24 protein-coding genes are annotated in these 25075 nt (G+C 46.8%); all 24 read right to left on the minus strand.

Going from position 1 to position 25075, the window contains the following annotated elements; all coding sequences use genetic code 11:
- Positions 1-16 precede the first annotated feature (16 nt).
- The 24 genes from MHB84_RS10720 to MHB84_RS10835 all read right to left on the minus strand — a co-directional run bounded on the left by MHB84_RS10720 (position 17) and on the right by MHB84_RS10835 (position 25050).
- The gene (locus MHB84_RS10720) at positions 17-1114 is read right to left on the minus strand and encodes a phosphotransferase enzyme family protein (RefSeq protein ID WP_341143039.1); all 1098 of its coding nucleotides are present in this window, start codon (positions 1112-1114) and stop codon (positions 17-19) included.
- A 227-nt stretch (positions 1115-1341) separates the two neighbouring features.
- On the minus strand, positions 1342-2097 hold the full coding sequence (gene pstB, locus MHB84_RS10725) for a phosphate ABC transporter ATP-binding protein PstB (RefSeq protein ID WP_063566217.1): 756 nt from the start codon (positions 2095-2097) through the stop codon (positions 1342-1344).
- A gap of 12 nt (positions 2098-2109) precedes the next feature.
- Positions 2110-2997, minus strand: a complete 888-nt coding sequence (pstA, locus tag MHB84_RS10730) for a phosphate ABC transporter permease PstA (RefSeq protein WP_063566305.1) — start codon at positions 2995-2997, stop codon at positions 2110-2112.
- Positions 2998-2999: 2 nt separating this feature from the next.
- A complete protein-coding gene (gene pstC / locus MHB84_RS10735; protein ID WP_099858708.1) occupies positions 3000-3908 on the minus strand; it encodes a phosphate ABC transporter permease subunit PstC in 909 nt (302 codons plus the stop codon).
- Positions 3909-4050: 142 nt separating this feature from the next.
- A complete protein-coding gene (locus MHB84_RS10740; RefSeq protein WP_076290633.1) occupies positions 4051-4974 on the minus strand; it encodes a phosphate ABC transporter substrate-binding protein in 924 nt (307 codons plus the stop codon).
- Between the two features lie 724 nt (positions 4975-5698).
- A complete protein-coding gene (locus tag MHB84_RS10745) occupies positions 5699-6991 on the minus strand; it encodes an arsenic transporter (protein WP_076290634.1) in 1293 nt (430 codons plus the stop codon).
- A gap of 189 nt (positions 6992-7180) precedes the next feature.
- Positions 7181-9277 (minus strand): methyl-accepting chemotaxis protein, encoded by a 2097-nt coding sequence (locus MHB84_RS10750; RefSeq protein WP_083679022.1) that lies wholly within the window; start codon positions 9275-9277, stop codon positions 7181-7183.
- A gap of 219 nt (positions 9278-9496) precedes the next feature.
- Positions 9497-10540: an EAL domain-containing protein gene (locus MHB84_RS10755; protein WP_076290635.1), complete on the minus strand. Its 1044-nt coding sequence runs from the start codon at positions 10538-10540 to the stop codon at positions 9497-9499.
- 213 nt (positions 10541-10753) lie between these two features.
- Positions 10754-13012, minus strand: a complete 2259-nt coding sequence (locus MHB84_RS10760; protein WP_076290636.1) for a bifunctional 2',3'-cyclic-nucleotide 2'-phosphodiesterase/3'-nucleotidase — start codon at positions 13010-13012, stop codon at positions 10754-10756.
- Between the two features lie 477 nt (positions 13013-13489).
- Positions 13490-13906 carry a pyridoxamine 5'-phosphate oxidase family protein gene (locus MHB84_RS10765; protein WP_076290637.1) on the minus strand — a complete coding sequence of 139 codons (417 nt, stop codon included), beginning with the start codon at positions 13904-13906 and terminating at the stop codon, positions 13490-13492.
- A 400-nt stretch (positions 13907-14306) separates the two neighbouring features.
- Positions 14307-14765: an NUDIX domain-containing protein gene (locus MHB84_RS10770; RefSeq protein ID WP_076290638.1), complete on the minus strand. Its 459-nt coding sequence runs from the start codon at positions 14763-14765 to the stop codon at positions 14307-14309.
- Positions 14766-14828: 63 nt separating this feature from the next.
- The gene (locus MHB84_RS10775) at positions 14829-15596 is read right to left on the minus strand and encodes a LamB/YcsF family protein (RefSeq protein WP_076290639.1); all 768 of its coding nucleotides are present in this window, start codon (positions 15594-15596) and stop codon (positions 14829-14831) included.
- Complete coding sequence (locus MHB84_RS10780) at positions 15596-16627, minus strand: 5-oxoprolinase subunit C family protein (protein WP_076290640.1); 1032 nt, start codon at positions 16625-16627, stop codon at positions 15596-15598. The genes MHB84_RS10775 and MHB84_RS10780 overlap by 1 nt, the downstream gene beginning before the upstream one ends.
- On the minus strand, positions 16617-17333 hold the full coding sequence (gene pxpB / locus MHB84_RS10785) for a 5-oxoprolinase subunit PxpB (protein ID WP_076290641.1): 717 nt from the start codon (positions 17331-17333) through the stop codon (positions 16617-16619). Before pxpB ends, MHB84_RS10780 begins: the two co-directional genes overlap by 11 nt.
- 39 nt (positions 17334-17372) lie before the next feature.
- Positions 17373-18203 carry a DUF2785 domain-containing protein gene (locus MHB84_RS10790; RefSeq protein ID WP_076290642.1) on the minus strand — a complete coding sequence of 277 codons (831 nt, stop codon included), beginning with the start codon at positions 18201-18203 and terminating at the stop codon, positions 17373-17375.
- Between the two features lie 3 nt (positions 18204-18206).
- Positions 18207-18797, minus strand: coding sequence for a histidine phosphatase family protein (locus tag MHB84_RS10795; protein ID WP_076290643.1), 591 nt, complete (start codon positions 18795-18797; stop codon positions 18207-18209).
- A complete protein-coding gene (locus tag MHB84_RS10800; RefSeq protein WP_143764781.1) occupies positions 18794-19390 on the minus strand; it encodes a DUF1572 family protein in 597 nt (198 codons plus the stop codon). The genes MHB84_RS10795 and MHB84_RS10800 overlap by 4 nt, the downstream gene beginning before the upstream one ends.
- Before the next feature lie 27 nt (positions 19391-19417).
- Positions 19418-19747: a DUF952 domain-containing protein gene (locus MHB84_RS10805; RefSeq protein WP_076290644.1), complete on the minus strand. Its 330-nt coding sequence runs from the start codon at positions 19745-19747 to the stop codon at positions 19418-19420.
- Between the two features lie 51 nt (positions 19748-19798).
- Entirely contained in the window at positions 19799-20356 is a 558-nt protein-coding gene (locus MHB84_RS10810) for a GNAT family N-acetyltransferase (protein ID WP_076290645.1), read from the minus strand.
- Between the two features lie 18 nt (positions 20357-20374).
- Positions 20375-20776 carry a ribosomal maturation YjgA family protein gene (locus MHB84_RS10815; protein ID WP_076290646.1) on the minus strand — a complete coding sequence of 134 codons (402 nt, stop codon included), beginning with the start codon at positions 20774-20776 and terminating at the stop codon, positions 20375-20377.
- 3 nt (positions 20777-20779) lie between these two features.
- Positions 20780-21331 (minus strand): GrpB family protein, encoded by a 552-nt coding sequence (locus MHB84_RS10820; protein ID WP_063566232.1) that lies wholly within the window; start codon positions 21329-21331, stop codon positions 20780-20782.
- Positions 21332-21533: 202 nt separating this feature from the next.
- On the minus strand, positions 21534-22640 hold the full coding sequence (locus MHB84_RS10825) for an Ig-like domain-containing protein (protein WP_076290647.1): 1107 nt from the start codon (positions 22638-22640) through the stop codon (positions 21534-21536).
- 329 nt (positions 22641-22969) lie between these two features.
- Positions 22970-24076 (minus strand): undecaprenyldiphospho-muramoylpentapeptide beta-N-acetylglucosaminyltransferase, encoded by a 1107-nt coding sequence (locus MHB84_RS10830; RefSeq protein ID WP_076290648.1) that lies wholly within the window; start codon positions 24074-24076, stop codon positions 22970-22972.
- On the minus strand, positions 24025-25050 hold the full coding sequence (locus MHB84_RS10835) for a polysaccharide biosynthesis protein (RefSeq protein WP_076290649.1): 1026 nt from the start codon (positions 25048-25050) through the stop codon (positions 24025-24027). Before MHB84_RS10835 ends, MHB84_RS10830 begins: the two co-directional genes overlap by 52 nt.
- Between the last annotated feature and the right edge of the window lie 25 nt (positions 25051-25075).

The raw sequence follows: 25075 nt of genomic DNA on the forward strand, positions 1-25075 counted from the left end.
CACTAGAAATCACAAATTATAACTCATAGAAAATACTCTCGTTCTGTACATATGGTTTGCAAAATTTGCTGCATATAAGAGGCATTCGCTCTTTCATCCATTCGTACCTGGACTCATTCTCCATCTGGAATGCAAAATAGCCGAACGTAAAAATCAGCATGAATCCTTCCATTAATCGAATATCACGCTTCGTCAGTGGTCCTGTCTGCTCCGTATAACCCGATAGGAAGACATCCCGTTCCTCCCGATTGAAAATCGTAGCCGCACCTCCGGCATCAAAGAGATAGTAGCCATAACCGTATAAACAAAAATCAATCATAGATATGCCCTGATCCGTCACTAACAGATTGCCGCGGGTAATATCTCCGTGAATTACTCCCCATGTCTCGGCATTGTGCGGATACGTTTCGAGTTGTCTGTTAATGTTCTCAAACGTCTCACGAATCAGATCGAAATCCTTAGGAGTAAAGATGCCACGTCTAACGCCTTCCTCCAATTGCTCCAGCATGACCAGATTCTCTTTGATCGAACCATAGGCTGGTCGTACTTCCGTTTGCTTCAAGGTAGGGTTATCGCTATCGGTATACATCTCTGAGATGATCGCCTTATCAGCATGCTGTTCACGGTCATTCATCTGCTGCCCGCTTTCAGACTTCAGTGAACCCACCTGTTGCTCAGGAGCTCCCGTTGGTCGTCGTCCATATTGGTGCAATATCTGCAACTGTACACCCAAATCATGAATTTGCGCTGTCGCCAGACGTTCTCCCTGTTTGATGTCCCTGCCCTCAATCCATTCCAGAACAGTACAACAGATCTCTTCTCCTGTTTCGTCCAACCAGACGGTGACCCACTCATCCGATGTATTTCGCAAAGGTATCTGCACTCGCAATGGGCTGGTAGCCCGTAATTCATGAAGTAGATTCATCTCCGCTTCAAGTGCAGGTCGTGTATGCTGGATTCCCGTCATGCTTGCAAAAGCGGCTTTATGTATTCGCAATAGATACTTCTGTCCGGTTGATTCATCAACCATCTGATACGTTAGATTTTCATTATGTCGGATAAAGGAAATTGCAGGCTTTTCTATGGAATAATGCGAGATAATTTCAGTTGCCATGGTGTCATGGGAAATCTTATGGGTAGTTATGATCCACATCTCCTTCTCTTATCAAATTAAAGGCAGTGTTTACAAATATCGTAGCATGATTGTTTTTATTTTGGCAAACTATTCCATATGTACAATGATGTAAAAAAGCATAACCCCCGAACGACCTCGCCCGGGAGTTATGCTTGCTTCTATCTCTATAAATCTATCTCGATCTCATACTCCATCCAATTTAACAGTTAACCGAAACGTCCCATAATATATTCTTGAGTCAGACGATTGTCCGGGTTGGTGAAAATATGTTCCGTATCTCCGTGCTCAATCATGCTTCCCAGATAAAAATAAGCCGTATAATCCGAGATGCGTGCCGCCTGCTGCATATTATGGGTAACAATCACGATCCGCAGCTCCTTCTTGAGCTCCGAGATCAACTCCTCCACCTTACCCGTAGATACCGGGTCAAGCGCAGATGCCGGCTCATCGAGCAGCAAAATCTGTGGATCAACCGACAACGCGCGGGCGATACAGAGCCGCTGCTGTTGTCCACCCGAAAGGGCCAGGGCAGATTCATTCAGTCTGTCCTTCACTTCGTCCCAGAGCGCAGCGCGGCGCAAGCTTTTTTCCACAATTTCATCTAGTGCCTTCTTGTTCTTGATACCGCGGTAGCGGGGACCAAACGCGATATTGTTGTAGATAGACTTGTGGAAAGGATTCGGCTTCTGCCAAACCATGCCGATCTTCTGGCGAAGCTTGATTACATCTGTGCCCGGCTCATTCAGATCATTGCCATCCATCCAGATATGTCCCTCCGTGCGAGAACCGGCAATCTCGTCGTTCATTCGGTTGAGCGATCGTAGGAACGTGGATTTACCACAGCCGGATGGTCCAATGAGTGCCGTTACACTGGCTTCGGGAAAAGTCAGGCTGATCTGCTTAACTGCCTGAAAATGCCCATAATATATGCTTAACTGTTCCGTACCAAAAGGTATGGCCATGTTGGTTCCTCCTTATTTCGAAGCTGTCATGCGGCGGTAAACCACCCGACCGATCCAGCGTGCACTTAGATTGAACGCCAGTACAAGAAGTACAAGCACGGCTGAAGCGCCAGCTGCTACTTCTTTGGAATCCGGGCCAATGCCTTCACTGTTTACTTTCCAGATATGCACGGCCAGTGTCTCTGCCGGACGCAATGGATTGATCGGCGACCTTGGACTCGTTGGATTCCAGTCCGTGAAGTCCAGCGGTGGACTACTCATACCCGCTGTGAACATTAGGGCTGCTGCTTCACCGAAGATCCGGCCCGATGCCAGGATCGTACCTGTGATCAAGCTTGGCAATGCCACAGGCAGCAGAATGGAAGTAATAATTTTCCATTTGGACAACCCGAGTGCAAGACCCGCTTCCTTCTGCTCTTTCGGAACGGCCCGGAACGCTTGCTCTGTTGTCCGCACCATGAGTGGAAGATTGAATATAGCCAAGGCCATGGCACCCGATAATAAGGAGAATCCAAGACCAAATGTATTAACAATTAACAAGAGTCCGAACAAACCAATAACGATAGATGGGAACGAGGATAACACTTCGACAACGAGTCGAATAAAACTTGTGATCCGGCCCGGCTTGGCGTACTCAGCCATATAAATACCGCCGCCCCATCCGAGCGGAATCGTAATAATCAAGGTCAGAACAAGCAGGAATATTGAGTTGAATAATTGCGGTCCAATACCGCCTCCACCTTTGAGCAGCTGTGGTGCACTGGTCAGGAAGTGCCAGTTAATCTGTCCGATCCCACGTACCAGAATGAAGCCAAGCAAACCGAGCAAGAGAACAACAATGAACAGCGCCAGAACAACGATAACGGATGTGGCAACTTTATCTACCGTTTTAGCCTTCATTTTCATACTCGGTTCCTCCTTTCAAGCAGGCGAACCAGAATGACGAAGACAAAGGTCATCACCAGCAGGACAAGCGCCATACTCCACAGTGCATTATTATGAACAGATCCCATGGTGGTGTTACCCATACTCAGGGTGATTACACTCGTTAACGTTGAAGCGGATTCGAGCAGTGATGTCGGTACATGCGGTGCATTCCCAATGACCATCTGTACGGCAAGAGCTTCACCAAATGCGCGAGCCATACCGAGTACAATCCCTGTCAACAAAGCTGGAAGAACGGTCGGGATAATGACACGGTAGATCGTTTGCCAGCGTGTTGCCCCCAATGCGTAGGAGGATTCACGCAGACCTTTCGGCAGTGCAGACAGCGCATCTGCCATAATGCTTGTTACGGTAGGCAAAATCATAACAGACAGAACCAAACATCCGGCTGCAATCCCGACGCCGGCTCCGCCAAACATGCTGCGCAATAAAGGAACGATCACACTGAGACCGATAAACCCGTATACAACGGAAGGAATACCGGACAGCAGCTCAATCGCAGGTTGCAATATCTTTTTACCTTTACCCGGTACAATCTCGGTCATGAAGAGCGCTGCACACAAGCTAAGTGGACTTGCAATCAGAGCTGCAAGCAATGTTGTTATGAATGAACCGGTAATGAACGGCAACGCTCCGTAGGCAGCGGGTTCCCCCGTTGGGTTCCACGTTTTTCCGGATAAAAATTCGCGTAAACTTACGCCATTCTGGAAAAAGGTCGACAAGCCTTTGGACGCTACAAAATAAACGATGGAAAACATGACAACGATCAGGAAAACGACACAAATCGACGTATAGATCCGTCCCGTCCACTCTTCCCAATAATGCTTCTCTCTCAAGGGCCGGCGTGGTTTCAACTTGTTGTTCATTACCGTTCCCCCTTCGGTCTGTTCCATAACAACCATCCTTCTATAGTAGAATTCATGCAAAATATGGGATTAATCCAGAGCAAACCGCGCAAAGAGGCAGGACCTGGGTCCGCCTCTCTCGCTGTATGCGCAAGTTCAAAGATTATTGAGTCACAGTGCCTGCTGCGTCACGTTTTACTTTCATGCCGGATACCGGGATGTAGCCAAGCTCCGTCACGTCGTTTTGTTGAATTTCGTCACTCAGGATGTAGTCGAGGAATGCTTTTGTTGCTGCATCCGGATCACCTTTAGTGTACATGTGCTCGTACGCCCATACCGGATAAGTTCCTGCTTCTACGTTCTCAACCGTTGCTTCTACACCTTCGTATTTCAAAACTTGCAGGCTGTCATCCAGGTAGGACAGAGCCAGGTAACCAATAGCGCCAGGCGTTTCAGCTACGAGCTTTTTAACTGTACCAGAGGAATCTTCCTGAATGGAACCTTGGATATCTTCTACTTTTGTTCCCAGAGCAAAGTTCTCGAATGTTGCACGAGTACCAGAGCTGCTAGGACGATTTACGATAACGATCGCTTGATCTGCACCGCCAACATCTTTCCAGTTTGTAATTTTACCAGAGAAAATATCGATCAGTTGTTGCTTCGTCAAATCTTGTACACCTGCATCTTTGTTGCTTACTGGAGCGATGGCTACAACAGCCACTTGGTGATCTTTCAGTTCGCTTACTTTTGCTGCGTCATCGATTTTCTCTTCTGCAAATACGTCAGAGTTACCGATTGTAGCTTGTCCGTCAGATACTTGTGTCAAACCAGTACCACTACCGCCGCCTTGCACTTGTACTGTTACGTTCTTATATTCATCAACTGCCATAAATTTTTGTCCAGCTTGCTCTACCAGAGGTTGCAGTGCTGTTGAACCAACAGCCAGAATGTTACCGCTAAGTTCAGTAGCAGTTTCTCCTGCGGAATTATTGCTTCCCTCTGTACCAGCGTCATTTTTTGATCCGCATGCTGCGAGAACCAGTACGAACGTTAAGGTCATCAAAATGAACGGCAACTTTTTAAACATGTTTTGTTTTCCTCCCCCAATTTAGTGACGGTGATTTGGCTTTTATTTTTGTTCACCATCAACTCTTTATTCATTGTAGTTTCGTTATGTCATCTCAAAATCAATGTTTTGTAAACGCAATGTTAAAAATGTTTACTGTGGATTGAAATACATCTGGGACAAATTGCGCTGAAGTGGCAGCTCCGGGAACGGACGTTGTTTCAAACCGTATTGTGTCCAGATTTTCATGAAGATTTTACACATTACTAAAATAAATTTTAAATAAATCACTCTGAGTGGCCGTTCCGGGTACGGATCGTTCTTCCGATCGCTGTTGTCTCCAATTTTTTTGATCTGATATGTCTAATGTTAAAACTCGGAGACAAAGGCGAACGCTCCCGCTTCTTCAGAATCGATTCCGTCCTCTCCACTACGTTCGATGTTTTAAAATCTTACACAGAATAAGCTTCGCTTTTACACAATCGTTCCGTCCCCTGCGCTGTGTCAGCGCTGGTTGTGTCTCAGGCATTTTAATCCTCAGCCTGGGGGAAGGTAAAAAAAGAAGGCCAGCTCTATAGAAGGCTGGCCTTTGTGTACATGCTTTAATGAAGCAAAAGAATTTGTTTCTTCTATAGAAGAAACAAAAAAAGCTGCCTCATAGCTAGTAGGTAGCACCAGCGTATGAGAGCAGCTTTTTACAATAAGTTAGATCATATCATAATTGTGAATGTAAAATGCGATTTTACTAACCCAGAATCCATAGCCATAACGCTAATCCGGCCAAGGTGATTAATAGTGTGGGGATGGTTAAGATGATGCCTGCCTTGAAATAATATCCCCAAGTAATTTTTACACCTTTGCGGGACAGCACATGCAGCCACAGTAATGTGGCAAGTGAACCAATTGGCGTCATTTTGGGACCCAAATCGGAACCAATCACATTGGCATAGACCAGCGCCTCACGCACAATACCTTCGGTGTGCGCACCCTGAATCGCGAGTGCGTTAATTAACACGGTGGGCAGATTGTTCATTACAGATGATAATATCGCAGCGATCATGCCCATTCCCACTGAGGCAGCCAACAAACCATGGTCTGCGATGGCATCTAGCCAACGGCTCAAATGATCGGTTAAGCCGGCATTACGCAGCCCATACACCACGATATACATGCCCACCGAGAACACGACAATGGACCATGGTGCTTCTTTGATCACGCGTTTCAGATCCACAGCTTCGCTCTTTCTTGCCAATATAGCGAACAAAAGAGCTACGGCACCTACGATAACCGATACGGGAATCGGCAAAAACTCACTGGAAGCATAGGCCACGAGCAGCAGCACCAGCATGAACCAGGCGATGCGGAACATCCGCGGATCACGAATAGCTTCCCTGGGATCACGTGCTGCAGAGATATCGTAGCGAAGCGGGATGCTTTTGCGATAAAACAAGAACAACATCCCTGTACTTGCCACGATGGAAAAGAGATTGGGTACGATCATCCGCACCGCATATTCCACAAATGTAATACCAAAATAATCCGCAGATACGATATTCACCAGGTTGCTGACGACCAGCGGCAACGACGTTGTATCCGCAATAAATCCACTAGCCATAACAAAAGCAAGCACCATGCGCTCATCGAACTTCAATGCACGTACCATCGCAAGCACAATCGGGGTAAGGATTAGCGCTGCACCATCATTAGCGAAGAGAGCCGACACCGCCGCCCCGAGCAAAATGGAATAGATAAAGAGCCTAAGTCCATTTCCTCCTGCCAACCTTGCCATATGAAGAGCGGCCCATTCGAAGAAACCTGTCTCATCGAGTATTAATGAAATCATAATAATGCCGACAAAAGCGAGCGTTGCATTCCATACAATGGATGCCACATCAGAGGCGTCATTCAGACTGACGACACCACACATCAATGCTAGCAAAGCCCCACCCATGGCGGACCAACCAATACCTAATCCACGTGGTTGCCAGATAACCAATGTGATGGTCAGTACAAAAATCAGAATTGCTACATATGTCATAAAGCCTCCTGCGCCGATATATTCATCATGTTTTGGAGCATGATATGAGAATGGCCTGCCAGATATGATTACACCGCAATTCCTGCGGATAAACCAGACGCTATAGTTATACATGGCTGCAGGAGAAATGTCTATCTTTATTTCCTTCTAATTTCTATAAAAACTGCGATAAAAGATATCACTAATGATTTAGGACTTATCCTCATCCTTCGGCGTGTTCTCCACCATTTTGAACATACCCAACAATCCTTGTAATTGCTCCGCCATACTGTTCAGATGTGCTGAAGACGAAGCGATCTCCTCCACAGATGCCAGCTGTTCCTGAGAGGATGCCGAGACGGATTCCGTATTCGCAGCTGATTCTTGAGTCACGATCGAAATATCGTTCATTGCTTTGGCAACATGGGAAGCACCACTCTCCAATTGCTTCGTTGTTTCGGACAAATCATCCAGCGTATGAACAGCATCCACTACAGCCTCCCGAATCTGTGCAAAGGATTGCCCAGACGTATTCACGGCCTGAATCCCGTCTCCAACCCGAGTCTGAGCTGAATTCATAGCTTTCAGGGCAGCATCCATATCCTGACGGATATTATGAACGAGTTCACCGATCTGCGCAGCGGAGTTCCCCGATTCCTCTGCAAGCTTCCGCACCTCACCCGCAACGACTGCGAAACCACGGCCAGCATCTCCCGCTCTTGCCGCTTCAATGGAAGCATTCAGAGCTAGCAGATTGGTCTGCTTGGAGATGGTAGCAATCACATCTACCATGCTGCCGATCTCAACGGACCGTGCATTCAATGACTGAACCACCGTCGCCAGCTGTTCCACCGTTTCTTGAATGCTATTCATCTGCTCTACTGCGTGACCTGCAGCCTCATTACCTGAATATGCCGCTCCAGATGTATGCCGCATATTCGTTGTAATGGATTGCACTCGCTCAGACATCATGCGAACATCTTCCGCCATTTGGCTCATTTGTCCTGATCCATCCGTTACACTCTTCACTTGCTGCTCGGCACCCTCGGCAAGTTCCTGAATTGCCATCGTTGAATGCTCAATAGCTTTGGTTGTTTGATCCGCACTAGCGGACAATTCCTGTGAGGAGGCAGACACCTGCTCTGCCGTTTCCTGCACACCCAGAATCATCATGCGCAGATTATCGACCATCCGTTCAAAGTACTTCGCCAGATCACCTACCTCATCTTTGCGTCCTGTGTCCAATTTTACCGTCAGGTCGCCTTTACTTACGGATCTGGCGGATTCCTGCAGACGTTTAATCGGACGCAGCATCGAACGTGTAAACCAGATAATAAATATCAACGTTAAGAAGGTTGCCGTCAGAAGGACCAACAGGGTAGCCATCCGAATGTCTTTACTTGCATTTAATATTTCATTCTTGAACATTGTACCGCCAATTTTCCACCCGGTTTCCTCATTAGTAGAGAAAATCATGGTCTTTGAATCACCATTATAGCTATAACTAAATTTGCCTTCCTTGCTCTCGAACATCGCATCCAAGGTAGTCGACTGCTCCTGTGTACCAGCTTCCACGACTGGAGATACGATATAATTTTTGTCCGCATCCATAATGATGACGTACCCGTCCCTGCCCACTTTAATCGAAGCCTGCTCACGCAGTTCGGTCAGATCCAGGGAGAGACCTACTACACCGGATTGATCATCAAGCGTTTTGGAGATAAATACAACTGCAATGCCGTCCGTATTCTTGGATACAGGTGACACTACTGGAGTACCCGGTTTCTCCATCGCGAGCTTGTACCATTCTCGTTCCCGAGGATCATAAGCGGACCCTTGTGAGCTTCCCGCAGATTCCTTGCCACGAACCATGACTCCCTCTTTGGTCCCCACAAAGATATTTACAGCATCCGGATGCATCCCAAGATACTCTTTCAATTTCGTCTCAAGCTCGGGGCTTTCATCTTGTCCTTTAATCATGTCAGTCATAATCACACTGGCAAAATAATTGATATCATGGATCTTTGCATCCACTTGTGTTCCAATAATTGAATTCGTTGTGTCTACACTTTCTTTGGCACTATCCATCAGCTGGTTTTCCACCGTATGATCAGCGATAAGCATCGTAACGATTCCAATGGTTAGACTCGGCAAAAGTAGTACCGCCAGGAAGGATACCAATAATTTGTTCCTTATGCTCCAGACGAAGCCTTTTTTCTTTTTGTTTTTCTTCTTCGGTTTATTATCTTTTGGCTTGGCTGGCTTGATTGCTGCCTTTTCTTGCTCATTCCCCCGAATGTTCGCCATCTTGCTTCTCCCCCTCCAAATATACATCTGACCTTTTTCTTTTTTTATGTAGGACCTCTCCAACCTGACTAAATAAGGTGTCACATAGACCCCCATCTAATCTAAAGGCCTATCCTATATATCGGCTGAGGGAGCGTATTTATAAATTTACATAGCATGTCAAACAAGCCACTCCAATCATACGAAGTGACTTGTTGGTACAACTATATTTTATTGCATTCACGCAGAGGTTTTTCCATAGGGACCTTGTGGTGGATATGCGGTTGGCTTACCAAAATAATACCCTTGTGCCAAATCAATACCCACGGATCGACAGAATTCAAATTCCTCGATTCGTTCAATGCCTTCAGCAAGTACCCGCCCGCCAAATCGACGCGACATCTCAACAATATCGATAATTTGCTGCTGTTTGTTCAAATCATGATCACAATGATCAATGAGGCTCCGATCTATTTTGACAAAATCCGGCTTCAGCCGATTCATTACTTCGATCGTCGAGAATCCGGCCCCCACGTCATCCAAGGCAACCGACATTCCATGAGAACGATACACCTCAAAAATATGCTGCAAGATGGACATATGCTGAATCTGTTCCGTTTCCACCACTTCAAACACAAAATCCTTAGGGTCTAGCGAAAGGCGTTCAATCGTCTCAAATGTGTGTGTCAGGCAATATTCGGGGTTATAGATAGAGGAAGGCAGGAAATTCACGAAACGTTTGACACCATGCGGTAAAAGAACGGCACTTGTCTCGATAGCAGCAACACGTGCTGTCCGATCCAGAAAAGAATGCAGTCCGGTATCCCGTGCAACTTCAAATAATTCATACACACTGAAGGGTCTACCCTGTTCAGCAGGACGAAGTAAAAATTCAAATCCGATAATCTGCTCCGATGCATCTACGATCGGCTGCATATGACTGCTGAATTGATGCTCCAGGATAATGGAGACCAGATCCGCATGTTTGAGTCGAGCTGCCTGCATGGAGAGACTAATCCAGCTATCAGCATCTGCCTGGCCATACAGTGGAGTGATCTGAACCGTTAACTTCTCTGGCAGGGTTGCTTCAATCTTGAGAATGTCCTCAATACAATGTTGTGCAGATTCAAGATTCATAAAATGCATCCAGATGAGTTCATCCGAATGTTCGACATGTCTTCCCTGCTTTTGCAGTGCTTCAAGCAAAGCGGGGGAGATGGGACGCATATACAGGGTACCTTGATCCTCTATAGGATGAATTGGACTGCAGCCACTGCAATTCATGTAGAACCCCCTTGCCAGTTTGTGATTCTATCTCATTAATGTTTACTGGTATATACCCAAAGTTTGTAAATATTATAGCATGGGTCTTAAAATTTATCTCTACTGTTTTGGTGACTTCAACTATGACGGTTACTGAAGCATTAACGTATCAGCATAGCATGAAAAAGACCGACAGTCTGATGACTGTCGGTCTTCATTTACCGCTAAATAATCTTAAGAAGCGGGAATTACGATTTTCTGTCCAACTTTAAGGTTGTGCACATTTGTAATTTTATTTACGGAAACCAGCTTGCGCCAGTCCACACCGTATTTCAAGCCGATGCGGTAGAGGTTATCTCCTTTTTTCACTACATGTACCACTTTGCCACCAGCTGGTTTCTCAGGTTGTGGTTTGGTTGTAGGTTTAGTTGGAGTTGGGTCTGGCTTCGTAGGCGTTGGAGTTGGCTCCGTACCTGTTTCTGGAGTCGTTGTTGCTTCTCCTGTCAATTTCAAACCATACTCAGCAAAACCATCATCGTTCGTACCGATGAAGGACATCGCCGGGTTCGCTTCAACCAGCGCTTTGGCATCTGGGGAAGAAGCGAATACCACTTCAAGATCGTTAATTGCAGCTGCCGTTACACCTGCCGAAGGCTTAATTGGTGCAAGCGACCAGTTGCCGTCTGCTGTCGGGTTAATCGTTTTGTTCTCACGGATGTAATCAATGATAACTTGACGGTTCTCATCCGGTGCAGCCAAGACGATACGTTTACCGTCCGGGTTAGCCAGTTTGGACGAAGAAGCACGATAGTTATTCGTTGCCACGATGAATTTTTGTGCTGGATCAACCGGTTTACCATTGAAGCTCAAGTCTTTAATCCGGTTAGCTGATGCATTTACAATCGTTGCTTTACCATCGTATTTCGCTGGTTGAGTTACATCAATTTGGTACGTAACACCATCGATAACGTCGAAGTTATACGTTGGGAAGTCCATATTGACCAATTGTTGCTGTCCACCTTTTGCCGGATCGATCTGGTTAAATTGGCCAGCAGACCATTCCAACCATTCTTTCAGCTCAGCGCCATTAACCAACACAGCATGTACCGTATTTGGATACACGTACAAGTCAGCTACGTTTTTAATCGCAATGGTGCCTTTAGGGATATTCGTGTAGTACGAAGCACCTGAACGTCCGCCTGCTTTGAACGGAGCTCCTGCAGACAATACAGGGATATCTTCGTATTCTGTTCCTTGCATATGTTTTTCGACATACCATTTTTGTGCATTGGTTACGATCTGGATGGATGGATCATCCTGAACCAGTGCAAAGAAGCTGTTGATTGGAGCTGTCGTTTCGCCGACTGGGCCACGCACATACTCAAGCGTACCTTCATGTTCGTCATGAACAGCGTCAACGATCTCTTGATCAGCATCTACCAGAGCTTTTTTGTTAGCTGTGTCATAGATAGGGCGTGCCTCCACTTTGGAGTCTGCCACTTTCCACTTACCGTCTACCAGTTCCAGATCCAGATCGATAATTCCAAGGTGGTCACCCCAGAAGCCTGGTTCAACGGAAGGAACACCATTGATTGTACCTTTTTCAAGGTCTACACCTTTTTTACCAGCAAAATCAGCGCTTGGGAATACTTTATGGGCATGTCCGAACAGAATGGCATTAATGCCTTCAACCTGGCTCAGATACAATACCGAGTTTTCCATCAGATCCGTTTGCGGAATATCTTCAAAACCGGAGTGAGGAATAGCTACAATAATGTCGGCACCTTCAGCCTTCATTTTAGGAATGAATTTTTTCGCAGTAGCGATAATGTCTTTGGCAATGACTTTGCCTTCCAGATTAGCGCTGTCCCACTGCATTACTTGTGGTGGGACAAATCCGATGACACCCACCTTGATCGTGTGCTCTTTGCCACTCTCGTCGGTAACTTTTTTGTCTAAAATTTTATACGGGGTAAAGTAGTTCTTGTCATTCGTCTCATCGTCGTCACCGTCATCTACATAAACGTTGGCATTGATGTAAGGGAAATTCGCACCTTCCAACGTCATGTCGAGGAAGTCCAAACCATAGTTAAACTCATGGTTACCGATGTTTCCTGCATCATAATCGAGCAGGTTCATCGCTTTATATACAGGGTGAGTCTCACCCTTTTTGAGTGGATCAATCTTCGCTACATAATCCCCGAGCGGGTTACCCTGGATCAGGTCACCGTTGTCGAACAGCAAGCTATTCTTCGCTTCGTCACGGGCTTTTTTGATCAGTGTAGCTGTCTTCGCCAGACCATACTGGTCTGTCTCTTTGTCGGAATAGTAGTCATAGTTAATCAGGTTGTCGTGAATGTCCGTTGTTTCCATGATCCGCAATTTAACCTTGGTAGCGTCCGCAGCCGATACAGGTACCGGAAATACCGCAAGCACGTTTAATGCAACCAAAGCGGCAGTCAGGCTCGATAATACTTTTTTACTCTTTCTCAAAATAACCCCTCCCGGTTATGTACATTGAATCATGCATTAGTGGGCAAACGAATAAGCGCAGAAATGCGAAAGATCTCATGGGTTGTGCGTACTGATTTTCCGATCGTTTGGTTCAGAATCTCAGGTTAGTTTATCTCACATGAACATCTATTCATATCTGTGCGTATCGTTTACATTCCAAATCATAACGCAATGTTCAGCCATTGAAAAGCATTATTTTTTACGTTATCCGCACATACCTGCCCCAGTTTACAATAACATGCGTGATTTCGACATCTTTTGCATGTTTTCGGATGAAAATAGTTTACTCACGCTGTTAAAAACGTATATTACATGTGGCTTACATCTATATCCATATTAGCTGAATCGACCCATATCAAAAAACCGTGAAGCCTTCTGGCGTTCACGGTAGCTATAACTTTTCCAAATAGTTGGCATGGCCTTCCTCTCAGAAAAGGTGATTTTCAATATGCGAAGTTACTGCTCCCACACCTGATGCTCATGATCCTTGCCGGTGTATTCAATCCGATTTGGGGTAATGTCCAGAATGACATAATTGGGATCGTTCGGGCCGTCAAACCAAGCTTTTAGTTCATCATTCCATACCTGTTCGCGCAAACCTTCATTTTTTGTCACTTCACACGTTCCTTCAATCTCGACCACTTCCTTGGAGCCACCTGCTTCATAACCTAACAAAAGGCTGACGTTCGGATTATTCTCCAGCTCCTCTACCTTGTGCGTACGGCGGTTTGTCGCCAGATGAATGTTCATTCCGTCGTTGAAAAGTGCCATATAGCGAGATTTCGGTTTACCATTCTCTACCGTGGAGAAACTGCAAAAAGGGTTGTTTTCCAATGCTTTTACAATGTTTTGTTCCAATTCAGTCTGGTTCATGGGAAGTGCTCCTTTCGATTTGGGGGATATTTGAAGAATGCAGTAGGCGGCCGTTACGGGTACGGATCGTTCTTTCGATCGCTGTTATCCCCAGATTTTTTGATTCCCTTTTCTCAAGGGAAAATCCGGTGATAAAGGCGAACGCTGCCGCTTCTACAGAATCGATTCCGTTCCCTCCACTACGTCTACCGTTCTTTCAAATGAAGGAGTGGGTAAGTTAAAGTTCAAACCGAAACCTATCAACGCCTAAACTTTTGAAGGTTTTGCTTCTTTAATTTTTATCCGCTCCATTGTTGTGTATAAGTACTGTCAGCTTACCTTAGGTATAATAAGCCTGTACTTATAGTGTACCCACCTCATCTATGGTGAATCCATGAACCCGTTCGTAAACGTGACGGTTTTAATTCAAATCTCCAAGATAAATGCGTGATGTATTCTTATTCTGCAACAACTCACCAATTGTTTTCGGATATAGGCGAACCTTGGACAGCTCTTCAAGTGGAATCCATTCTACAGCTACCTGATGGTCATCAGGACTGGAGCCTTCGAAGATCGTAGCTTTCTGATCAATCAATCTGCATTCAAAATAAAATTCAACCTGGTGGACATCGGCATCCCACTCGGCAAATTCATGGTTTTTTCCGATATACTCCCGGATATGCAGCAGCTCTCCCACCGTCACCGCCTGTCCAATCTCCTCCAGACATTCACGGGCAACGGCATCCTTAAGTTCTTCGCCTTTCTCTTGTCCTCCGCCGGGGAAAACATAAGCGTCACCATATTGATCCTCCAACCGGATCACCAGCAAACGTCCATCCTGTACAATAACAGCCTTCGCCGAATTACGTATCGGTTTCATGCTCTACTTTCACTCCTTACGGACTCGTATAGTTCGATCTCTGGCCCTCGAATACTGTAGCAATCATCTAGCAATTCCAGGAGCAAACAGATTAACTCCCTCAGATTCAAGCAACGTGCGTATCTCTTGAGCAAATGCTAGTGCATAAGCTCCGTCACCGTGGATGCAAATCGTCTCTGCCTTTATGGATACAGGTGTACCTTCCGTCGACACAACAATGCCCTCTTTCACCATACGCAGCACTTGAGCAAGAGCTTGTTCCGTCTGCTGAATGACAGCTCCTGGATGACTGCGTGGGGTTAGCTTCCCATACGGGCCGTAGGTTCGATCTGCAAAAACTTCACTGACGCTGCGCAGTCCAATTCGATCCGCTGCTTCTATCATTGCACTTCCAGCAAGGCCATAGAGATACAGTTCCGGCTGCACCTTATAAATCGCCTCTGCGATCCCCTCAGCAAGCCGATCATCTTCAGCAGCCATATTATACAAGGCTCCATGAGGTTTTACATGATGCATACGCCCCCCGTATGAACGGACAAAAGCATCCAGCGCACCCATTTGATACACAACCATGTCATAGGCTTCCCTTGGTGTAATGTCCATACGTCTTCTGCCAAAACCCTGCAAATCCGGCAGACCGGGATGGGCGCCTATAGCGACTTGATGCTCCAATGCTTGCTGCACCGTTTGTCGCATCGTTGCCGGGTCACCCGCATGAAACCCACAAGCGATGTTGGCTGAAGTGATTAGCGGCAGAATCGACTCATCCGACTCCATCCGGTACACCCCGTAACTTTCGCCAAGGTCACAGTTGATATCCACCGTGTTCATTAATGGTCCCCCATTTCTACCAATCTCTTGCGAATCAACTGATCGGTTAGCCGCCACTCCAACTCCTGCTCTATAAATAGTTGCTGTGCTTCTTCATATGTAATCCGTTCAAAAGCAACCCGTGTCCCCGGCCTAGCCTGTGCCAGTATCGGCAAATCTACCCGGGCCACCTGTGCAATCACAGCATAGCCCCCAATGGTCTGATGATCGGCCATCAATATGATGGGCTGACCATCTGCTGGCACCTGAACTGTACCATAGGTGACGGCTTCAGACAGCCGATCCATTGGTTGACCGAGTTCCAGCTTTAGCTTTGCCCCCTCCAATCGATACCCCATCCGATCCGATTGAGGAGAGATCACATATCGTTCTTTATGGAATCGTTCCAGGCTATCTTCATTAAACGCTGCCCTGTCTTTGCCCGGCATGACACGAATAACAGGTTCAGCATGATATGCTGGCCATTCCCTGCTGGACAAGTACCAGGCAGGTGCATACATCCGCCGGTTGCTCTTCTCGGCTTCTACACTCCATCCATGCAACGCCGCTTGCGCTTCCCGAGAGGCTTCTCCCGCAGACAACCTGTCTCCCCCTTTCAGGGCACGGCCTTCAAACCCACCAAACCCTGTCTTAAGATCCGTGCTTCTACTGCCCATGATCTCAGGTACTGCGATTCCACCAGCAATCGCCAGATAAGACCGCAAACCGGAACGGCATCGCCCAAATCTCAGCACACTTCCAGCAAGCAACGCGACCGGACGCCATACTGGAACAGACAGACCATCCACGCTTGCCGTAAGATCGGCACCACATAAAGAGATCAGCCGATTGTCATGAAAACGAAGCTCCGGTCCCGTCATCGTCATCTCCAGCACAGCTGCATCACGGGAATTCCCAACCAGTGCATTAGCTGCTCTGGCTGCAAAGGTATCCATAACCCCACCCGGATGAATTCCATACCGGCGAAATCCCATTCTTCCTTCGTCCTGAACGGTGGATAACAAACCTGGGCGAATGACTTCAATACTCATCGTTCGCCCTCCTTTGTTCCAGAAACTCCTGAAGTGATATCGATGCAAAACGAACCCGATCCCCTGCTGCCAACAGGCTTGGTGGATTTTCCGTCGGACGAAATAGCGCCAGCGGTGTGCGGCCGATACATTGCCATCCACCGGGAGTCGTCACCGGATAAACTCCCGTTTGCTTGCCACCAATGCCCACCGTTCCCGCCTCAACTCGAAGCCGAGGTGTAGGTCGTCTGGGCGTAGCGATCTTATCCGATAACCCGCCCAGATAAGGAAAACCCGGTGCGAATCCAATCATGTGAACCAGGTAATCGCCGGATGTGTGAATAGCTATGACCTCATCTGGCGTAAGCCCATGTTCAGTAGAGACATATTCCAGATCGGGACCCAGTTCACCACCATAACATACGGGAATAATGATCGTTCTGGGTTCACCCAGCGTTGCCTCTTCCATCTTGCTCAACTCATGAAGCAGCATTCCACATACCTCGTGGTACGGGGAAATCAACGGATCATAGAACAGCGTGACCGATGCAAACGAAGGTAGCCACTCCAAGATGCCCTGCAGTTGGCTCTTTTCCAGCAAAGCACATACCGACATCACCCTCCGGTGCACCGCTTCGGATATGGTATCCCCACAACGAATCATAACCCCTGTTTCGCCCAGAGGAGACAGCACATCCTCAGTCCATGAATACGACAGTCCAGTCATGCTATCACCCTCCTTGTCCACAAGTTTATAATACCTTGATCATTTTTTCTCCAAAGCCTGCAAAATAAGTGAACGGACAGCCGGAAAGGGCTCTGCTTCTTCTGTCCGTATGGCAAGATAGAGCGTCTGTAGAAAGACGCGCACATTCAAGCTCAACTGGCTGATCTCCAAAAGAGATTTCCCCTCCGTCTTATCGCTTGGATTCAGTGAATCGAACCAAGACGAAATATCGTTTTGCTCCAGCAGATTGCGACGAAGGATGGTGACCACTGCATGAGCAATCCGCTGATCCTCATCATGGATGTAGACTACACTTGATTCGGTAATTTTCACAGTGAGCGCATGCAAAAGCTCCAGCAAGGCTGCCCGCTCCATATAAGGTGACTGTGCAAGATCTTCAACCGCATCTGCCGCGTGTGCCGGAGCGTGCGCCCAGCCCTTTTCATCGGCATAGCCACGAACATCTTTTTCATGCTCCAGATACGTGGTCAACCGATGATGAATAACCTCGATATCTTCCTTTTTCAGAAAAGGCCTCTGACGATCTACACTCAGAATTGGAGGCAGGAGCAGCACAGAGAAGGTTCGGGTAAACACACTGTCCGTGCCTTGTTCTCCAATACCATGAAAAAGGTGCTGATCATCCAGCGCCATCTGCAACAGCTGACTGAGCTGTTCTTCCGAAAATACGCCCTGTCCAATCCAGGTCGCAAACGTAACATAGATCAGTTCATCCCGCAGAACCGGGTCTGGACTGCCAATATGCTGCATCATATGTAGAGCCAATTCGTAAGGATGTTCCACTTCATGGGCGGATAGGTTAGCCGACTGAATCTGCCGCAATTTCTGTTTTAATGCCAGAGCGTCCATCGATCACAACTCCTTGGAGGAATTCAGATGCACGCTGCAATTGTATAGCTCGCATTGCCAAGAATTCGTTTCCCAAGAAATCCGGGTGATCGACGTGTTGGACAGCTTTGCGCTCACATCAAGTTCAGGCACCAAACCTCGCAGTGTATTACGGAGAATGGCACCATGGCTGACAACGATCACTCTTCCATTGGGATGCTGACATACAATATCTTCTATCGCGGCTCTACCCCGAATCGTACCTGCATCCGCAAGCTCCCGACCTAAATCCAGAGTGTTCCAATCCGCTCCCCATTTGGCTAGACGTTCAGCTTCGGTCGTACCCTCCACCTGCCCACCGCCCATTTCACGCAACCTCGGGTCCAAATGAATCTCCTGTATTCCCAATCGATCTCCAATGATACGAGCCGTCTCACTTGCACGCTCCAGGTCACTTGCATAGACGGCATCCCACGTTTCCTCACTCAGTCTTGCAGCAAGCAATAGTGCCTGTTCTCTTCCTTCCTGATCCAGTGGATTATCCGTTTTTCCCTGCGAACGTTTTTCCTTATTCCACGCCGTGCTTCCATGGCGAATCAATGCGATCTGTGTCATTGCTGTTCCTCACCTTTACCTTTTTCTATGCTTAATTCATCATCTGTAAAATGTTTTCGTGCCTTCGGCTTGGCAAATTTGCCGCCATTATATTGGTCCGAACCATTTCTCGGAATGGAAAGACTGTTCCATGCAGTTTCTTTGAGCATTTTGGCTGCATAGATAATCTGCCCCACATGATAAGGGTAATGCGCCAATTGCCGGATGATTGCCTCCATGACGGTATGTCCTTCATTGCGAATATATATAATATGAGACAGTTGCTCCGGTGTAAAAGAACGAATGGCTCCAAATAGACAGTTCCAGCCTTCCTCCCATTTGGCGAGTAGCTCTTCCCGGGTCGAGATATCATTCACAAATTCCGCATCACGTTCACGCCATGGCTTTTCTCCATCAGTTGTCAGCGCATACGTCCAACGGGACAGCATATTGCCCCATAGATGCTTAACAATAACCGCAATGCTGTTGGCATCTTCATTCCAGGATTGAAATAACTGCTCGGATTCCAGTTGCTCCATGGCCTTCTCCCCAAGCTGCTTGTAATACAAAAATTGCTTCTCGGCTGTATCCAGAAATACCTGATTCATATCCACACGTTCACAACCCTTCGCAAAATGTGTTTATTCAGGAAAAGAAAACGTCCCGTCATCATTCGGTTCAAAGGAAATAACTTTCCGCACGGCATCCAAATTAAGTTCACCATAAATATGTGGAAATAGTTCATTCAACTCATACAGGTCCTCATACACCAGTTCCGGCTTCAAGGCTCTCTCATCAATGCCAATCAATAACAAATCCGTACGTCCTTGATAAAATTGAGCCGCTACCCATGGAATCTGTTCTTTAGTGGAACAATGAATGAAACCGTCCGTCTCCAGGCTATCGGGTGCATACACTCTCTGCTTGGATACCTGCTCCCATACCGCTCGGGAAATAATACTGTAGATCATTGTTCCGCCTCCTTCAATTTCTTCTATGTATCGTGCAAGTCATTGGAAGTATTATAGATCATCCCGGATACGGGAGTACAATTTTTGATCTGTAAACACACCTTTGATCTTCAATTGTTTACGCATCAAACCTTCATATGACATGCCCAACTTCTCCATCACTCGTGCAGAACCGTTGTTGCCTGCATTGCATTTCCCCTCCATCCGATTGCAGTCCAGTTCTTGAAAACAGTATTCAACAATCGGTTGCATCGCTTCTGCGGCAAGGCCTTTGCCCCAGCAACTGCTGGCAATCGCGTACCCCAGTTCAGCACTTTGCATGGATTCATTCAGATGAAAAATGCCACCTCGCCCGATCAGCTTCCCCGTTTCCTTCAGAATAAAGGCCCATATATAGACCGTTTTCTTCTCATAATTGTCTAACACTCTTTGAATATATTGGACAGAATCATCCAACGTCTCATGACAGTTCCACAGACTTTGCTGACTCACTTTAGGATCGGAGGCAAACCTAAAATAATCATCGAGGTCTTTGAGCGTAAGACGTCTCAGTACCAACCGATCTGTCTCAAACTCGGGTGATTCCGTAAAAAGCTTATCTACATTCACTTAAGTCCCTCCCCATTATCAAGCCTTCTTATTTCTCAGGAAATAACGATCCATCCCATACACGCACAGAATGCCAACAGCATACCGGAATAGATCCATTACCAGAAATCCACGTCCCAAAATAAGCGCACCCAGTACCGTTGAACGCACTTCGTTCAGCAAAGGGGTCTGAATCATTTGCGAACATTCGACGGCCCAGCTAAAAATCAGGCTCACGATTAACGCCAACTCTTTGCTGCGATTAATCCAAACCATGCGTACCCCAAAATAAATCATAGCCGCCCACAAGGCATCTCCAAAATGCTCATGCACAAAATTCGGTAAAAGTTCTCCAAAGCGTCTGGACGCCAGTCCTGCCGCCATGGTTATGATCACTGCGATGAAATAAATCAGCCTCTCTTTGAAAAATGCCTTCATCATGGATCAAATGCCTTCATCAAGCACTTGTAAAATAAAATCCGTTTTGGCAGCGGTATACGCTTCTCTGTCGTCTTTATTCTCATCAGCAAGTTTAGCTTTCAAGGCCGCGTAAACCTCTACCAGATCCGGACGCTGTCTTAGCACATCCCGGAACTGGATTTGGCGATCCCAACGTTCCTCGCCTGGGCGCATCAAATGAAGATGTACAGCCCTCTTACCATCCTTCACTCTGACCCAGAAACGTCTATAGTCCCGACCATCCAGTTCAGGCGGAACGTAGTTCCAGCCTACCGGATTCAGCTGGGTGGCAATCAAGTCCATGTCCTCCCACGACTGCACCTCTCCCATCAAATCAATAATGGGCTTTGCAGGCAATCCGGGAATGGACGTGCTTCCGATATGTTCAAATCGATGAATATTGAGCTGCTGTAATAGTTCTCTGAGCTGGCGAATCTCTTCCTGCGCCTGTAGGCCCCACATAGGGTCGGCATCAACAATCTCTACCGATTCTGTCGCCCATTTAGGCCAATTTTCCGGTTGCAGATGAACTGTCATTCAGATGCTCCCTCCTTTGCAGGACTGAATTTCAATCGGTATTCTTCTAGGTACTTCGAATGGGCTCGTGCTTATAATTGAAGAATTCAGTTTTCATCACATCCAATTTTTTATACTTAAAAGGGGCGTATATCTACGCCCCATCTGTTTCTGTTCACGATGATGAATTTACCTCAATTGATATATTTCATTCGTTGAAACTTTATTTTACCGTCACCGGTATAGTAACTTTTTTATTGCCCCATTTGGCGGTAATGGATGTTTTGCCCTTACCCACGGCCACAATCTTACCACCTGTTACTGTGGCTACACTTGGTTTGGTGCTGCTCCACACGGCACTGCTCGTTACAACCGTGGTTTTGCCTGTATCATACTGCGCCATCACACTCAGTGTTGTACTTGCTTGTGGCGATAAGACGAGTGTTTTCTGGCCTGTGATCAGCTTTTTGAGCAAAGGAACAACGGTAACCTCTGCCTTTATTGTCTGATTTTGATAAGTTCCTGTCAAGGTGGCTTGTCCTTCCGTCAGTGTTTTGACTGTACCATTCTTGACGATGGCTACATTATTGTTGGAAGAGGTCCACGTTACCTGTTTCGAAAGATTAATCGTTTTCCCATTGGCATATGTACCGATTACCTTCAACGCTTTCGATTTCTTAATATTCAGCTGCATGACAGCAGGAGTTACTTCGACTTTGGTAATCTCGTCCGTGATTGCTACGGGAACTTTAACTGTCTCTGAGCCATATTTGCCTTGTAACAGCACTCTGCCAGGCGTGATTCCTTTGATTTTACCACTCTCCAGCACAGCGGAAGCACTCGATACCGTCCATACGATCTCGGATGTCACGTCTTCTTCCTTGCCGTTTGCACGCACAATGCTTACTTTAGGCAGCGTACTTTCACTACCTTTGACAAAATTATAGGAACTTGGCGAAGCTTTGATGCTTTTAATTTTATCCTGAACCTTAACCACCAATTGCGCTTTGGCGCCATCTACCTGTGCATATATCGTTGCTTCTCCTGCTGCCACAGCCTTCACTTTGCCTTTAATAATGGTGGCAACAGCTTCGTTACTCGTGGACCATGTGACGCCACCCGTAACATCCTGCTTGTTATCAAACCCTTCAATAACCGCCATCACTTGAAGTGTAGTTGTCTGGGATACACTCATCTGTTGCGGACTACTGTTGGTAATCTCGATAGATGTCACGTCACCCGTGGCTGCTAGGGCAAACGAAGGAGCCAGTAATGCCAATACTAAAATAAAGGCCAAGCTGCCTCGTATTGCTAATTTCATTCCACTCATTGCAATTTTCATCTCCTGTAATCCAATATTTTACTTCTATTATATTATATCGGAAACTCATTACATAAAAATGAATCAGGTTGGAGCAGAATCGCGGATAAGAGGAACTTTCGACATTTGTTACTTGCTACAGCCCTCCCCTAAATTCCGAAATAAGTAGAGGCATTCTTCAAGTCATATGGAAGTGACTGAAGAATGCCTATTTATTCAGAATAAGAACGGGATTGTAACAGGCTGCAATCCTAGTTTAATACAATAAATGTTTTGAGATAATCAGGATAGATACGATGAGCAAAAAGAACATGACCAGCAGCAGCTCGGGAAATCTTTTACTCATGTTCAGCTCTTTCTACCGAAGAAACCGTTGTACGAATAAGCTGCAGAACCTTGTCAACGGCGTTGTCCGTTCCACTCGCCCTCATATGGCCCACCATACGATCCCTCTCCATATATACAAGGTTAATATCTCGCAGGAATGTCTGAGCAGTCAACTCCTCTTCCTGGAGGACCCTTGCATAACCTCGCTCCTGAAAATACTTCGCGTTCAGCGTCTGTCCAACACGTGACCCGCCGTTGGCATGGGGAATCAGAAGCATCGGCTTCCGTAGCAACAACCACTCATGGATCGCATTGGAGCCAGCACGTGACACGACCATATCCGCCATAACCATTAAATCCGCAAGTTCTTCATGCACATATTCAAATGCCTTGTAGCCTGCAAAACTTGGGAAGGATGAGTTCAATTTACCTGTACCACATATATGAATGATTTGATAACGCTTGAGCAGTTCCGGCAGTGTTTCAAGTACCATACGATTAAGCTTTTCCGAGCCCTGACTGCCACCCATAATCAACAGAATAGGTCTGTCGGAGACAAATCGGCAAAAATGAATCCCCCGTGCTCGGCTGCCAAGCTTCAACTCCTCCCTGATTACAGGTCCCACGTACATCGTCTTTCCTGAACCTTTCGTGGGGGCGAACGTCGCGGTATCCATAAACGTAGTACACATCATTTGGGCGTATCGCCGTGACAGCCTGTTGGCCAGACCCGGATGTAGATCCGGCTCCAGAATCAGCACCGGAACCCGGTTCCACCTGGCACCCACTACAGCAGGAACAGCTACGAATCCCCCTAACGAAAAGCAAACATGTGGTTTAATTCGTAAAATGAGCAGATAAGATTGCAGCACTCCAAGTATAATTTTGAATACATCGGAAACATTCGCCCACGCCCAATACCTTCTCAACTTGCCTGTTGCAACCGCATGATAGTGAACAGTCGGGATTTTGCCGATTAATTTACGTTCGATGCCGTGCTTGGAACCGATATAATGGATCTCCCATTGCTCCTGAAGCAATCTGGAGATCAGAATGAGATTAGCTGTTACATGACCGGCGGAGCCGCCTCCTGTAAATATGATCCTCCGCTTGAACACAGAAATCCCCCTCTCCACAGCATATCGCGAACCTCTGCCTTGGTCATGATGACATCCTCCGAATGATATCCTCTGCCAGGAAGAATAGATGTCCCACTACCCTCTTTATCCGCTAATTCGGGTGCAGGAGAGGCGGTGACAACAAAGTAGGACTTCTCCGCTTCCACTTCCCTAACGTTTTCCCAATCTGAAATCAGCGTTTCATAAAGCCGTTCACCCGGACGGGCACCGATAAAATGTATCGGGACATCCTTTTGTCCCGCATCCTCTGCCAAAACCCGTGCGATATCCGTTATTTTGCAGGATGGCATTCGGGGTACAATAATCTCACCGCCCTCACATTGCTCCATGGCCGACAGGAGAATTTCCACGGCGTCACCAAGAGGAAGAAAAAAACGTGTCATTCTGGAATCGGTAACGCTAAGTGGCTGCTTCAACTCAAGCTGGCGTTTGAATAACGGTACTACGCTCCCCGTGGATCCAAGAACATTCCCGCTTCGTACACAAGCAAAGCTTGTAGCGGAACGACTGTCAGCCATTAAAATCAGTTTTTCTCCGATGGCTTTGGTCATCCCGTACATACTGGAAGGATTCGCTGCCTTGTCCGTAGAGACATATACCACCTTCCGCACGCCATACTCGATTGCAGCATCAATGACGTTCTGCGTTCCGATAATATTGGTTTTAACCGCACAATCCGGTTGGTCCTCGCAGACCGGAACATGTTTAAGCGCCGCAAGATGAAAGACATAGTCTACATCCTTGCAGGCACCTGCAAGCTCCCATCGGTCTCTGATATCCCCCAGCACAAACTTCACTCTCGGGTCAGGGATGGCTTGTCTCATTTGAGCCTGAAGTGACTCATTTCGTGAGAAAATACGTATCTCTTTTGGCTCCTGAACGAGCAATTGTTTGACCAATTCTTCTCCCCATGAGCCTGTGCCTCCCGTTATTAAAAAGGTTTTATTGAACATCGGATATCCCTCCATGAATTAAGTT

Source organism: Paenibacillus sp. FSL F4-0087, from assembly GCF_038020215.1.
Lineage (GTDB): Bacteria > Bacillota > Bacilli > Paenibacillales > Paenibacillaceae > Paenibacillus > Paenibacillus taichungensis.